At 46.0% G+C, this 14,724-nt stretch carries 9 protein-coding genes and 1 pseudogene; 6 read left to right on the forward strand and 4 right to left on the reverse strand.

The window, feature by feature from the left end; all coding sequences use genetic code 11:
- Positions 1–40 precede the first annotated feature (40 nt).
- Together Q8K39_RS17165 and Q8K39_RS17170 are read left to right on the forward strand one after the other, a co-directional pair.
- Positions 41–1,021: a GlxA family transcriptional regulator gene (locus tag Q8K39_RS17165; RefSeq protein WP_305262079.1), complete on the forward strand. Its 981-nt coding sequence runs from the start codon at positions 41–43 to the stop codon at positions 1,019–1,021.
- Between the two features lie 574 nt (positions 1,022–1,595).
- Positions 1,596–3,449 carry an ABC transporter ATP-binding protein/permease gene (locus Q8K39_RS17170; protein ID WP_305262081.1) on the forward strand — a complete coding sequence of 618 codons (1,854 nt, stop codon included), beginning with the start codon at positions 1,596–1,598 and terminating at the stop codon, positions 3,447–3,449.
- Between the two features lie 518 nt (positions 3,450–3,967).
- Here the strand turns inward: Q8K39_RS17170 and Q8K39_RS17175 are convergent.
- Positions 3,968–5,500: a Shedu immune nuclease family protein gene (locus Q8K39_RS17175; protein WP_305262083.1), complete on the reverse strand. Its 1,533-nt coding sequence runs from the start codon at positions 5,498–5,500 to the stop codon at positions 3,968–3,970.
- Between the two features lie 294 nt (positions 5,501–5,794).
- On the opposite strand from Q8K39_RS17175, the gene Q8K39_RS17180 reads away from it, so the two are divergent.
- From Q8K39_RS17180 to Q8K39_RS17195, 4 genes and pseudogenes are all read left to right on the forward strand, one after another.
- Entirely contained in the window at positions 5,795–6,046 is a 252-nt protein-coding gene (locus Q8K39_RS17180; RefSeq protein ID WP_305262085.1) for a hypothetical protein, read from the forward strand.
- Between the two features lie 345 nt (positions 6,047–6,391).
- A pseudogene (locus Q8K39_RS24985) lies at positions 6,392–8,007 on the forward strand (DEAD/DEAH box helicase family protein); the annotation flags it as partial.
- 180 nt (positions 8,008–8,187) lie between these two features.
- Positions 8,188–8,727, forward strand: coding sequence for a DEAD/DEAH box helicase (locus Q8K39_RS24990; protein ID WP_370868633.1), 540 nt, complete (start codon positions 8,188–8,190; stop codon positions 8,725–8,727).
- Positions 8,728–9,642: 915 nt separating this feature from the next.
- The gene (locus Q8K39_RS17195) at positions 9,643–11,697 is read left to right on the forward strand and encodes a hypothetical protein (protein WP_305262090.1); all 2,055 of its coding nucleotides are present in this window, start codon (positions 9,643–9,645) and stop codon (positions 11,695–11,697) included.
- A gap of 396 nt (positions 11,698–12,093) precedes the next feature.
- Here the strand turns inward: Q8K39_RS17195 and Q8K39_RS17200 are convergent, their stop codons facing one another.
- The 3 genes from Q8K39_RS17200 to Q8K39_RS17210 are packed head-to-tail and all read right to left on the reverse strand — an operon-like array spanning position 12,094 to position 14,721.
- The gene (locus Q8K39_RS17200; RefSeq protein ID WP_305262092.1) at positions 12,094–12,906 is read right to left on the reverse strand and encodes a TniQ family protein; all 813 of its coding nucleotides are present in this window, start codon (positions 12,904–12,906) and stop codon (positions 12,094–12,096) included.
- Between the two features lies 1 nt (position 12,907).
- On the reverse strand, positions 12,908–13,870 hold the full coding sequence (locus tag Q8K39_RS17205; RefSeq protein WP_305262094.1) for a TniQ family protein: 963 nt from the start codon (positions 13,868–13,870) through the stop codon (positions 12,908–12,910).
- Positions 13,867–14,721, reverse strand: a complete 855-nt coding sequence (locus Q8K39_RS17210) for a TniB family NTP-binding protein (protein ID WP_305262096.1) — start codon at positions 14,719–14,721, stop codon at positions 13,867–13,869. The genes Q8K39_RS17205 and Q8K39_RS17210 overlap by 4 nt, the downstream gene beginning before the upstream one ends.
- Positions 14,722–14,724: the final 3 nt, after the last annotated feature.

Raw genomic sequence — 14,724 nt, forward strand, 5'->3', positions numbered from 1 at the left:
GTTTTATGGCCAATTTCGTCAAAATTCAAAGATGCTCGTCATGACAGATTCAACATCTTTGCGGATAGCTATATTGGTGTACGAAGCCTGTATGGGGTCTCAGGTGTTCGGCATCACCGATGTCCTGAGGATAGGAATGGATCTTGGTCTGGATATCAAGGCGCGCAAGGGGCCGGCGTTTGATATAGAGCTAATTGGTCTGGCGGGGAAAAGCATCAAGATCGCTGGTGGAATTTCTGTTGGAATTAAACGCCCTGCAGGTAAATACGATTTACTTATTGTGCCGGGGCTTGAAATAAACCGCCATGTTGACTGGGACAAAAGACTGGCTTCTTTGTCACGCGAGCTTGCTTTCATCAAAAAGACTTTTGCTGCAGGAACTGCAGTTGCTTCCGCATGTGTAGGGGCATTCCTGCTGGGTGAGGCTGGTCTTCTAAATGGCCGCAAATCCACAACTGCCTGGCTGTTTGCCCCGGAGCTTGCCAGGCGGTATCCAGCGACCAGGCTACAAGCGGACGCAGTTTTTTTGGAGGACGGCGCAGTCCTGACTACCGGAGCAGTCAGCTCATCGTTTGATCTTGCCATCCAGCTTGTCAAGCGCACGCTCGGTGCTGAAGTGGCAACTGCCACCGCACGGGTCGCCCTATTACCAAATCAGCGTGCCAGCCAATCGCCATTTGTCGATAGCGCTTTGATGGAGAGAGGTCTGCCAGCTTTTTCACAACAATTGCAGCTCTGGTTCAGTGAGAGATTGGCCGACGAGTATGACCTTAATCGCCTGGCGCTCACTTTTCATATAAGTCCAAGTACCTTGCTGAGGCGGATCAAAGTTGAAACAGGGCAATCACCTCTAGATATGCTGCAACTTGCACGGGTTGAAAAAGCAAAGCAGTTGTTGAGCAACACAACTTGGAGCATCGCTCGTATTACTGCAGAGGTTGGTTATTCCGATGTCAGCAGTTTTTCCCGGTTATTTACACGTCTTGTGGGCGAAACACCCGCCAGGTACCGGAGGCGTTAGAATTTATGGGGGTATTCGAGTCCATATTGAATTGGCTGAAGGGCTATACCGCTTTTTTCCAGGAAGATAATGACAGTCGTCTTTTTGTCGAAAAAGCTATTGAGCGGCAACGGAGTTCCAGACATTTGACGTTCAGGAAGGGTAGTGCAGCAAAGCAAATATATTCGTTGCAGGCACATGATTGACGGTGAATGGATTTACAAAATTACCTGACGCCAGTGCTGCGTCAGGTAGCGCGTCAGCTGATTGTCCTCTCTGCATCTCTATCTCATAGCCTGATCATTCGCCAGGCGTGCGCCAAAATGGTAGCTCCATCGCCATCCTTGACACTGTCAACCACAATCCAATTGCCAGAACGTATCTCACCCTATGTATGAAATGAGTTCTAATTACGTCTGTTTGCATTTGACTGCAGCCAAACTTGCTACGTAGCGCGGCTAGTACACATCGGTGCCTCGTATCGTCAATTCCTCAGTTTTTCATCCAGCCACGCAGGATTATGTCCGTTTCCGCACAGAACGACATTGCGTCAGATCCCATACTGAAGAAAATCCTATATACACAGAATCTGACCATGACTATCTTAGGCGACGCGCACCCCAATGTGGAAACTGATGCTGTGCCACCACCACACAAGAAGCGCCGCACCGCATTTTTGACACTCGCTGCATGGCGGCAATTCATTGATGTCGCCAAACCTTACTGGCTGGGCGAAGAATGGAAGAGAGCCTGGATGCTCCTGGTGCTGCTGATCGTATTGATGCTGTTTGAAACCAAGTTTGCAGTGATGCTGAACGATCAGGCCGGAGAAATGACTTCAGCACTGGCGGCAAAGGAAGGAGTGCGCTTTTGGGCGTCCGTGCGAACCTGCCTGATGGTGCTGGCCTTTGCCGTGCCAACTTACGCTTTCTACTATTACATGCGCGACCTGTTCGGGAACCAGTGGCGACGCTGGCTCAGCGGACGCTTTCTCGACGGCTATCTTAAAGATCGCAAATACTATGCACTGGGTGCCAATAGCGACCTGGACAACCCGGACCAGCGCATCAGCGAAGACATTAATACCTTTACAGGCAGGTCCATCAATTTCCTGCTCATTTTTCTGGGATCTGCCATGCAGCTCGTGGCGTTCAGCGCTGTGCTATGGTCGATTTCCCATTTGCTGGTCGGCGTATTAGTTGTGTACGCCCTCATCGGTACCGGCGCCGCGCTTTATGCATTCGGCAATCCATTGATACATCTGAATTTTTGGCAACTGCGGCGCGAGGCGGATTTCCGTTACAGCCTGATACGTGTACGCGAAAATGCCGAATCGATCGCCTTCTACCGCGGCGAAGCGCAGGAACGTGCGCACATCAATAGTAAACTTCACCGTGTCATCCAGAATTACGACAAGCTGATCAAGAAGCAGCGTTCACTTAATCTGTATCAGCGCACATTCAGTCAGCTTACGTTGGTGTTGCCGGTGGCGATACTTGCTCAGCAAGTCTTATCAGGCGAGCTGGAGGTAGGGCGAGCGACGCAGGCGGTCGGGGCATTTGCTGCCGTGCTCGGGGCGGTGGGTGTAATCGTGGAAAACTTTGAGAGCCTGAGCCGCTTCGTAGCAGGCGTAGGCCGCCTGCAGACACTGTCTGACCTGGTATTGCCCAAGACAACACCCGAGCCGGCAACTGATGTCGAGGCCATGTGTATCCAACTACGCCCAGGCACCCAGCTCACGCTGGAATCAGTCACGCTGTGTCCACCGCAATCGCAACGTGTGCTTATCAAGGAACTGAGCTTTGCATTGCAACCAGGTGAGGCGCTGCTCATTACCGGGGACAGTGGCTGCGGCAAAAGCTCGCTATTGCGGGCGATTGCAGGATTGTGGCACACCGGTAGCGGCATCATCTATCATCCGCCGCTGGAGGATTTCTTCTTTCTGCCGCTGCGACCCTATTTGCAGATGGGGTCGCTGCGCAGCCAACTGAACTACCCTAGTGCGGACTCGCACCTCAGCGACGAGCAACTGCTGGAGATTCTGGATCAGGTTTACCTGCCGCAACTGGCCGAACGTGTAGGCGGTCTGTCTGCTGTGCGTGACTGGGAAAAGCTGTTGTCCGTCGGCGAGCAGCAGCGTATGGCATTCGCCCGCATCCTGGTCCATGTGCCTGGCATAGTCGTGCTCGACGAAGCAACCAGCGCGCTTGACAGTGCCAATGAATCGGCTCTGTATACGCGGCTTCGAGAGAGCGGCGTTACACTGATCAGTATCGCTCATCGCCCCGCAGTGCTGAAGCACCATACCCATGTTCTGCACTTGCTCGGTGATGGAGCATGGAAGCTGCATGACGCAAGTGTTTATCAGTTTGACGGAGCATTAGTCAATGTGGTCAATGTAGTAGATGATAAAGCACAGCCTGTGCCTTCGTTACAGGCTGCAGCATAGTGAGCGGGTGCAATGGAAAGGTGCTGTCGGCTGAATCAGAGCGAGGAATTCACGACCAACTTCAATTCTTTGGTCAGATGTATTTTGTGGCTGTTAAAATCGACTATCAAGAATTTTGTCGATTTTCATTTAACTTTGAACTGTCGAAACAGCTAAAACAAGCACTTACAAAGCAGCAGACAATTTAAGTTTGAACCTTTTTTTCGTTTAACTCTGAATTCGTAGGAGTTTTTTCATTTAAGTTTGAACTTTGAGGAATGTTTAAGCACATCGAAAAAGCTGAACTCGCAGATCACTTGTGAAGTGTTGGTAAATAATTGCTTTACAAAATTTCTTGGCTTAAATTGGTATTTTCAGACGCACCACAAATGTATGCTATGGCTTGCAGGAACCTCGCCAATTATGGCAAAGTCGTTGATGTTGTAATTATTGTTGGGATTGCCGCTATTCATAGGCTGGCTCTGGGACTTCGTACCGCAAATGGAGGAATCACAGCAATAAGGTCCATCTAGACGAACTTATAATGCAGTTTCAGGCATATTCATACCTGAATTCTGCTCTCCCATTACCCTACGAATCTCCCGCAATTTAGCAAGAGTCTCATCAAAGGTTACAATGAATACATCCTTGCAAGAGTTTCTAAAAAGTTCGAAAGATTTCTTCTCATCCAGACTTTCTGGAGTAATTCCTGCAATAACTATGCAATGAATAGAATATGGATGGACGTTTTGAAGATTTGATTTATACGCTTTTGAAATAAAGTCAGTTTGTAATTGAAATCGTTGCTCTAATACTTGTGTTACTGAGGCACAAAGTTCGCCATCTGGACGATAAAGTCCGCCTCGATATGCTTTGTGGGTGTATAAAAGTGTCGTGTCCGGACGTTTTATTTCTATTAACGCAAGATTTCCTGTGCGAATATTTTTAAATAAAAAATCGGTTATTTTTTCTCCAGACCCATCTATTCTTATTCCGCCAACAGAAGCATGTCCGCGCAATTTAAAAATAGGATATGCGAAAACAAGAGATAAAATAAATGGATTGACTTCAAAAAAATTTTGCCATTGAGACTCTTTTAACTTCTTTCCGAGCATTTCCTCAAATTTACGGATTAGCTCATCTAATGTAACTAACTCGATTTCTGTCCTTAGCTTTAAAAGTTCTGCTGGATCTGTTTTTACCAACTCTTTAGATTCGGCCCTCACCACGTTTAGTGCTGCCTTACGGTCGTTCGAAGTTCGATTCTCGGCACCTAGTTTCACCAACTCGAACAACGCATCTGGCTTCATTTGCCTAACTTGAGCTGGGTACAAGGCATTGTCGACAGACGATTGCAAATTTGAATAGGTGAGTAACTTGATGTCTTCTGTAGCTTCTCGACGATACTTTCGTCGAATTCCACCAATGGCCTTCCTTAGTGCATCAAAACGTCTTAACCCTAAAATATATATCGAGCCAGATATCTCAACCAAGTCATCCTCCGTTATCCTAATTTCGTCAATATAAGGAAATTCAGATATTGATAAAAAGATGGCTCGATAATCCCTTTCTAAGCCTAGTCCCAATTTATGTATTTGGGCTCTTACAAATCCCGAAGGTAAATCTAACATCGTGTCTGTCAAATCGTTCAATGAACGTGGGACAGTCCATTTTTTGCTTCCATCATTTGGGAAACTTATTTTAGTTACGTTCGAATATTTTGGACGCAGGTAATCAGCTTGATTCGCCCAAATTACAACAGGCCACATTTCTAGCAATTGTGGAGATATCTTGAGTACTAGGATTTTTTCTTCACTTCGGTCAATTACCCTCTTGGTGAAATTGGACTTGCCATGTGCAAAAATGGATGCGACCTCAAGTCCATTGTCGACGGCAAACTCTATTGTTAAGCGCGCACTGCCCATCTGAGAGCTGTTGAACTGACCAAAGCTAAACTCATCTGGCAAGTCGGCTTCTGCATTTTCTTGAGTGTCCCATGCCTCTACAAATTCAAACTGATTTTGTATGCCCTGTGTCGAATCAGATGGATTTGAATTATCTAACTTGGTCATTTTCTATCCTCAGTAAAGCAGATTGAAGTTATGCAGCTTAAAGCAAAATTTAAATTTAGTAGCCTGCTGTAAGGTCTTGCAAAAAGCACTCAAATTCGTTTGTCTATTCGTCTTTTTGGGAATCATACTTATAGTTTATTAACGTCGTCTCGTTCCTTTTACTTAAACAATTCCAACACCCAGTTTATTCTGTAAAGCTTGGGTGCGGTGAAAGAATAGTCGCATAAAGTATGCGGAAGTACGACATCAATAAAGCTCAAAAAAGGCCATATTTAGTGAAAGATTGGAGAATTATTGCAAAAAAATTGTCCAGATGAATATCAAATTGCCGCTGATTCAAAAATCTTCTTCGAAAGTGCGTTGTATGAAATAACTCAAGACACTCAGATAATCAAATTAGATTGGGTTGTTGAATGGGCGCGCTTTGTGTTCGCAATAAATAATAATTATGCAAATTGTTGGACAGCAACAAGCGTCAGTGGCTGTAGGACTGTAGTGACTGTAGTTAAATTGCAGCAAAGCGGTTCAAAAATGATCAGCCTATGATTAGGCAATGCCGATGAATCTATGATTGTCACCTCACTGCTACTGTCCAGGCCAGGGTATTCTCTTTGGATGGTCGATATGCAGAAATCAAACAGCTCATATCCCCGCAAGGCAATGAGCTAAAAATTCCTCTGGACTCAAGATTACAATAAGCATTATTGCGAACTACCTGTCATTAATGCCTAGTCTAGGAAGTAACTCATTGATTATTACTTGCATAAAGATTATCAACTAGAATGGTGAAATTCAGTCCCAAGGCAATTGAATGGCATTTGCCAGTCGATCAAAAGAACACACATGTCAAAACTTGAATCGGAACTCGCTCAGTTACGTGCTGAAAACGACATGCTCAAGCGCTTGCTGGCTACACATGGCGTCGCTATTCCAGGCGTTGTCGCAGATGCTAATCAAACAGGATATTTGCATTCTGAAGTTACGGTTACGGGAACGCTTTCGCCAGAGGCGAAGGTCAAATTGTTCCGCAAATTATTTCGTGGCCGGGAAGATGTGTACCCTGTGCGATGGACCAGTACCCAGACTGGTAAGGCGGGATACTCCCCGGTCTGTGCCAATGAATGGCGTCGAGGCGTCTGCGAGAAACCGCGTATCAAGTGCAGTGATTGTCAGCACAGTTTGTATGTGCCACTAACGGACCAGGTAATTTTCAATCATTTGAAGGGCGAAATAACCGCCGGCATTTATCCCCTGTTAGTCGAAGACAGGTGCCATTTCCTGGCTATCGATTTTGATGACGCCGATTGGCGCGAAGACGCCAAGGCTGTGTTACAGACTTGTATTGCTAATGGTCTTCCTGCTGCACTCGAAATTTCTCGTTCTGGGGAAGGGGCACATCTATGGTTGTTTTTTAATGGGGCAGTCCTTGCTCGCGATGCGCGTCGTCTTGGCACAGCTTTAATCAGCGCCACTTGTGCCCGGACCAGGCAATTGAAGCTAAGTTCATATGATCGCTTATTTCCTAACCAAGATACGATGCCTAAGGGGGATTTGGCAATCTAATCGCACTTCCTTTGCAAAAGCTCCCGAGAGAATTGGGGCGTAGTGTGTTCGTCGACGAGAATCTCCAACCGCTGGCAGATCAATGGGCTTATCTAGGCAGTATTCAACCTATGCCTGCGGCTCTGCTGGAGCCAACCTTAACAAAATTGGTCAGTGATCGGCATCCTCTCGACATTGCCTACGCCGAAGTACCAGATGAGAATGCGGACACACCTTGGATCAAGGCTGCTAAACCTGATATCAAGCTCACTGGCACCATGCCAAAAGCAGTGGTCGCTACGATTGGCGACCAGCTATACATTGAGAAAGCAGGGTTGCCGCAAGCATTGATGAATCGATTGATTCGACTGGCTGCGTTTCAAAATCCAGATTTCTATAAGGCACAGGCGATGCGCATGTCAACTTGGGACAAGCCGCGCATCATAGGCCGTGCCGAAAATCACCCTAAGCACATTGCCTTACCGCGCGGATGTTTGCCGGATGCTAGTTCGCTCTTAAAGGCTAACAAGATTGAACTCCGGCTGACCGATGCACGCACAATAGGTGCCGCGCTCAATGTTAGATTCTCTGGTGCCTTGCGCGAAGATCAACAGGAAGTAATGAACGCGGTGCTACGCAAAGATTGCGGTGTGCTAGTTGCTCCTACTGCCTTTGGCAAGACAGTCACCGCCGCAGCAATCATTGGGCATCGAAAATGCAGCACGTTGATTCTGGTTCACCGGGCAGATTTGATGCGGCAATGGCAAGAGAGGCTAGGGAGTTTCTTGGACCTAGGTACGCAAAAAATAGGTTTGATTGGTGCTGGAAAAAGCAAACAAAACGGATTATTGGATATTGCCGTCATCCAGAGCCTGGCTCGTCGAGATGATTTGCCCGATTTTCTCAGTCAATATGGGCAGATCATTGTTGACGAGGCACATCACTTATCTGCGGTCACATTTGAGGTGGTACTCAATCAGGCTACTTCACGTTACGTCCTCGGCTTAAGTGCGACCCCAGTTCGTAGCAACGGACACCACCCCATCATGTTCATGCAGTGCGGTCCAGTCCTTCATATCGCCAAGCAACCTAGTCACGTACCAGAGCAATTGCTAGTCCAAGTGAAGCATTTGCCAGTTCCTGCAATGCCAGCGCAAGCCAGCATTCAGGACGTAATCCGACGCTTGGCGGAAGATGATGTACGCAATGCTTGCATTGTTAGTGATGCAGTCACAGCGCTGAAGCAAGGCAGGAAAGTGCTGCTGCTCTCCAAACGGACAGAACATCTTGATTTGCTGTTTGGACATTTGAAGAATTCGGATTTTCCATGTTTCTTATTGCATGGACAGATGAAGTCAAAGGACAGGATAGCAGTAATTGCTTCGCTAAATGAATTGCAGGAAGATGCCCCGCATATTTTGCTGGCAAGCGCTCAATTGATTGGTGAAGGCTTTGATCATGCTCCTTTGGACACGATGATCTTGACTTTACCAATTTCCTGGGAAGGAAGCTTACGCCAATATGCCGGACGACTGCATCGGGATCACGCTACTAAAACAGATATCCTAATACACGACTATGTAGAACTGGATCATCCGCAGCTCGCCAGGATGTGGGAAAAGCGCCAACGTGGATACCGCGCAATGGGATATCAGGTTGAAGTGGCAGGCCGCAGGTTGTGTTGAGAAATTTCTATGAGGCTACTGCCGTACGTATTGACGATATCGCCTATAGGTACTATATTTAGCCTCTAAAGTCATGCGAAGGTTCCACAGCCGATGCAAGGAACCACCCGCCAAAACGCAACTTTTGGTCTAGCTAGGTCTAGGTAAGAGGGATCGGACTGTATCAAGTAAAAGCCTCCGTTCGCGGAGGCTTTTACCCTTATGCGTTCAGAGCGGGTAGCATTGCAAAATCTCTTGGTTTGAAATGGTGTCTTTAAGGGTGTTGCAAATTAAAGCTAAGGCGTGACATAATATTCAAATAAGCATCTCCACGAGCTGCACCCATCCAAGAGCAGCTGCTATTTGGATTTAATAACCGATAGATAGATGACATTCATTGGTCTATAAAAGTGCCATCATATTCGGCCTTTACGTTCAATGACACTGATCAGCATTAAGTATTAAGCCAAAAAACTTCAAGCCAAAACAAAACACACAGCATGTAGACGCATTTAACCAGGCAATAGGAATTGCCGGGTTCCGTCACTATCTATGCGTACAAAATAAGCGCAAGCGCACGTCTTTAGTACGTTGCTTATCTAACGGCGCAATATTTTTGTGGCAGTGCATTGAGGACATAAGCGGCCTCAATAAAAAAAGTGGCACCTGCCAGAATTCCGAGACGCCTCCAATACGCAAGCCGAAAGTGTGCCTTTCTAGGTCATTGAAGGCAAAGCCAATAACTAGCTTTAAGCTAGTTCCTTGCGAACCAAATCTAAAGCTAATCTATCGTAAATCAGGTTCTAGTTTGCGCGTTTCGACAAGCTTGCAAGAAATATCTTCCTCATCCTGCCAACTAAAACGTTATACCCCTGCATCGCACAAAGCTTCGCATGGTATGCGAGTACAGTCGATCAATTTTATAAACGAGCCTTCATGACAAAAAAAGAAAACTTTTCCACGGTGCTCCGAGAGCAACCTAATAGCCTTCCAAATCCCACAATGCATGATTTTGATCCAAAAGTTTGGGACGACGCTTTTCATGTACTGAACGACGGTAGCCCAGAGGATGTGAACCTCTATCAATTGGGGTTGGTGTTCGGCGAAAAATCTCAGAAATTAACAAATAGTATTGAGCACATATCGTCGGAAACCAAATGCCATACATTGGCCGAGCTTGCTCCACTGCTTTCTAGAAGGGTAAACGATATTACGAGAATAGCATTTGATAGTTGTACCCGTGCTTTGGAAGATGTGGACGTTATTTTGCAAGAACAGATACGGGAAATGAAGTGTTTTGTAGATTCGGCGGGTAATTCAAGCTCTGTCCTGGAGCTGATCGAAGCTGTCGTTGATGCGACCGGAAATGCCATGAAATTGATAGAGAAAATTGGATTTGGGAAATTAAGTTCTGAAGAGCCCAAATATGTGGATATTGAAGATTCACTACGTAATCTGCTAAATTTATCCCAGTATAGTTTTTTACTGCAACGCATGTGGGCATCTGCGGTTTCACTACGCACGCAAGTTCAAGTTAATCCCTATTCCAAAGAATATATGATTGACGAAACAAAAAGTGACTTGGCGCGCCGTTTGACAATAGATCTTTCGCGTCGTTCCATCCTGATGGAGAGGGGCTTTCAAAGATTTGAATCGCTCGAAATATTCTCTGATTCGAGCAACGTATCAATACCGCAAATCAGCATTGAAGGTGGGCGTTTGACTGTGCGTGCAGTCCCCGCCCTCAGTATTCCGAAGAAAGAGCGTGAACCACTCATCAAGGCACGTCGTACTCACCGATTATTGCAAGATGGAGTGCTTCGTGATTTCGTCGAGACTGTGCATCCCTCAGTGGGTTTGAAAATTTCTGCAATGCTCCTTATTTGGGGGGAGCTTGCTTTGATGGCGCAGCAGCTTCTCATTCTAGCCCAATCACTTGATCCCGAAAAAGACAAAGCAACGCTTACTACAGTGCTCGATAGTCAGCTTCAACTGAGTGACATAGTAGCTGCAATCAATAACTGTGCGGTTCTTCCTCGTGAAAAAGTTGCCGAATGCTTGGATTTTCTGTGCTTTCGGCCAACTAGGGAGGCGACTTTGTGGGGGCACCCCATTCTCCCTATGGGCAAGGAAATTTGTTTGCTTTGGTGGCCCTTGATTGGCGTACATCACGCTCGGACTTTATCAGCTTGGGCAAAAATGAACAAATCGCTTCGCAAGTCGTTTAAATTAAAGGGAAATGTCAATGAAAGAATGATGAAGGAGGAAATGCTCGCTGCGATTGAGAGAGGACCATATAGAGAGCACATCAGATATGTTGGATCACGCCTTCGTCCAAGATTGAAACCGGATGAGGAAATTGACTTGTTGATTCTTGTTGAGAATACTGCTTTCGTAATTGAAACTGCTGCGATTCAATCACCCGCAGAAGCTTACGAATTTCTAGAGGCGGAAAAGAGACTTGATGACAAGGAAGATCAATGCAGAGATCAGTGCACTATTCTTCGACAAGACTTGACTCAGATTAATGATTGGTTAAAGGGTTCCGCTCCGACTCATACAGTGACTCAAGTAGTTGGCCTCGTAATAACGAATTCGTATTTGCGCGATGGTAACTTTCCTGGGGATATTACACACTGCAACTGGGACACGTTGCTGAATATAATCAGTTTTGGCGGAATGCTCTTTGGCGTGCAACGGAATTGTCAGGAATTCACACTGAAAGCCGAGATAAAACCAAGGACCGGTGAGTCTGTCGCAGAGTCAATTCTGAATGCGTTGAAAAAATCACCCAAGGCCGAATTTTATGCTTCTTCCCTCACATATGCCGATATGCACATAAATAAATATGACCGGACCGATCAAGTTGGAATTTACCGCAAGTGGAATATGGAGTTTCCTTCTCCTAATGACCTTGAAGACCGGCTGAACAATTGTAGTTTTGGAGCGTCTCTCGTTGAAGTAGAAGACCCACTGTTGAGTCAGCGCTAAACAGTATGGTAAAGCCCTACGGGGCCTTTTTCTTATCGAAATTGCATCCTTATTTTTAGAGGCAGTAAGCCATGTAATTTATTCAGCTAGCCAGTTAAATAAGTGATCAGGCGATTTTTGCTTGCGACACTTAGCTGTTGATTAAATGTTGTTTTCCCATTTGCTAACCACTAAATCCCAGAGTTTGAGAAATCAATATTTAATTTGACGAGTCATATTGGGATGATGAACTCCCAAAAAGATGCTTTTTGGCATTTTTTTGAGTTTTGTCGGCCCTCTCAATGTTAAGGAACTGATTGGTATAACTATGTATGATGAGGTGCCAACGGCTATATTGATGTTGTCTAATCGATTTACTCATCATTGAGACATTCGTTCAAGTTTAATTTTTTCTCGTCATGGCAGGCTTACTTCATGCCCATTCTTAAAACTTGATTGTTTATCAAGTAAATCTAGAAATCTAGACAAGATTTCATCCCCCAACTCAGCAGGTTGAGAATTGCTGTATTTAATGCCTGGACATAGGAGGCCGCTAGCGTAAAGTTGAAACATTGATTCCAGGGGGAGCCTTTTTGTCGATGGCCGGATTTTGTAATAGCCATACACGACTCCAGCCATCATGCCTTGCTGTAGCTGGATTTTTTCGGTAAGGCTTACATCGAACTCTGCATGGATCAATTGTTTTGAATCTCCAAAGAAAAATTGACAGGAGTAGCAAAATGCCAAGCTTGGAACTGCATTATTTGAAACTAGTAAAGCGCCATTTAGATTTGGCATCATCAGGCAGTAGGGACATCGGGTGAGCATATCGACCAAATGCTTAGGACAGGTATGCCAAAAATGAAATCTCCATTCGATCCGGTAGTAAGGTGTGGTATCAGTCTTCAAGCATTGCCAGCAAAATGCTGTTGTTGGCGAGTGATCTGTTCCCTTCCTTATTTGCTTCCTGAGGGACTCGGTCAAACCAATTGATCGATTGACTGCTTTAACAAGCCGGAAATTTTCAGTATCGTGCCGCGTCATAGACATCAAATTTAGTATGGCCTCAGGAAATTTTTCGCTATCGATATCTTGTGGCGTATCTAAATTGATTTGGCTATACAGTCGTTTGACCGAGATGCCATGCGATTGGCAAACACGATGTATCCAAGATGACAGCGCTTCTCCTGGTATGATTTTCGGGGCGACTAAGAAATATTGATCAGTCATCTTAAAATAGTCTTATTTGTGAAAGTGGATTTAAGTTAAGCAGGCTGGCTTTCGGATTCTCCCGACGCTTCCCTTGTAAAAGCAGCTGTGAAATCAAGACCTGGTCCGCGACATGATGTGTTTCGTCAATCAGTGAACGTAAAATGTTCTCAGAGAATAGAGACCGGATCTCGGAGATATCTTGATTGAGCACGACACCTTTGAGACGTGACAAACTGCGGCCTACACAGTCCTCAGCGTTATGGATACTGAGGACTCTAGACCCTGTGCCGACTTCTATGCGCTCATCTGGAACTTTCTTGACACCTGTGGCCCAAACAATTCTAAGGACACTATCAAGGGTCAAGTGGTCCAATAATGAAAGTACTGGCTCGTAATCGGTTGAGCTTGCTTGCCACACCATTGGTTGAGAAAGACGCTGGTATATCCAGCCTGATAGAGCAGCGGCCTCTTCGCTAGTATTTGACTGCCGACTTCGGCGAATGTCATGGCCGCATGTACAAAGGGATACGCCCGGACGATTCCAACTGAGATTCCTTGAACATTTTTCGCACCTGTCGATGAGTCGCAGGCGATGAAATGAGCAACCTGATGCCATCGAAAAATCCCATGATTTCCTGAGGTAATTGTTTTCCTGTAAGCATGCTGCACACACCTGAGGGCGACGCATTCTCAGTAGAAAACTTCTCTTGATGATGTGGCCATAGGCATTAAAGAAAACTTGCCCACCGTCTCTACCAGAAGAGATGCAGTATTCAGGAGAGTTGATTGCATGCGACCCGAAGACCCAGGCAATTGTTGGGAGGTGGTGCAAAGTCAAGTGATGAATTCTTTGTACATGGAATATATAAGAGAGCCATTGAATATTCTCCATGTGATTCATCTCGGACAGGCGTAATACAAATCCCATCAAGGATTCGTCGCTGAACGGCTCCGCTTTGATTGGAAGTGGTGTCGGGGTCATTTACTTTTGAAAGGATTGCTTGAAGTAGCAGATGCGCCAAACGTCGATGAAAATGCCATTAAAAAATGCTCTTCATTGATACCTGATGCTCCTTTCTCAATCGCGTTGACTGCGGCCGCGATGATCAAATATTTCAACGTTCGCGGCGAACCAAGTGTTGCGCTGTGAAGTTTTTTTGCCAGGCTTGATAGAACCCTAACGTCATAGGCCGAAACTTGCGACTCGAACGCCTTCAAGAATCCTAACCATTCCTCTCCCCAGGAGAACGGACGAATCTGATAGCGCGCCGGAATGCGCGAAGCAAATTGTGTATCCAGGTTTTGCAAATCCCCGAGTTCGTCGGTACCAAAGACAAAAACGGGGATCCCGGTCTTATCCATGATTTCTTTGAGTAAGTCGGTTATTTCAGATGCGGTGAATTTGCCTTTTCCTCTGAATAAATGCTGGAATTCGTCAATAATGATGAATCGCACTCCCCGTTCCTTGATAGCTTGCATCAATATTGTTTGCCGCAGATCCTGTACACGTGTTGCCCTTATTCCAGGGGGATGCCCCAGGGTTTGAAGCATGCGATCTATCATCGAACCTATGCTTGGCGCTGCGGCAGCAGATATCGAGATAGCGGTGCTCTCGAGTTCGGTTAATTCTGTCTTTTGGGAAAATCGCCTGACAAGAATATTAATGAGATGAGTTTTTCCAGAGCCTGTCGGCGCGATGACGCTGGCTCCCAATGGCGTATTGGAAATGGCACTCTGTGTGACGAGCTTGCATATGCCATCGAATGCAGCTTTGAATTGCGGGTGCATTACTGTCGTGGCGTTAATTTGCTCTGAAACCTGTTCGATATTCATGCG

It is taken from the genome of Undibacterium sp., assembly GCF_030683615.1.
GTDB classification, from domain to species: domain Bacteria; phylum Pseudomonadota; class Gammaproteobacteria; order Burkholderiales; family Burkholderiaceae_D; genus Undibacterium; species Undibacterium umbellatum.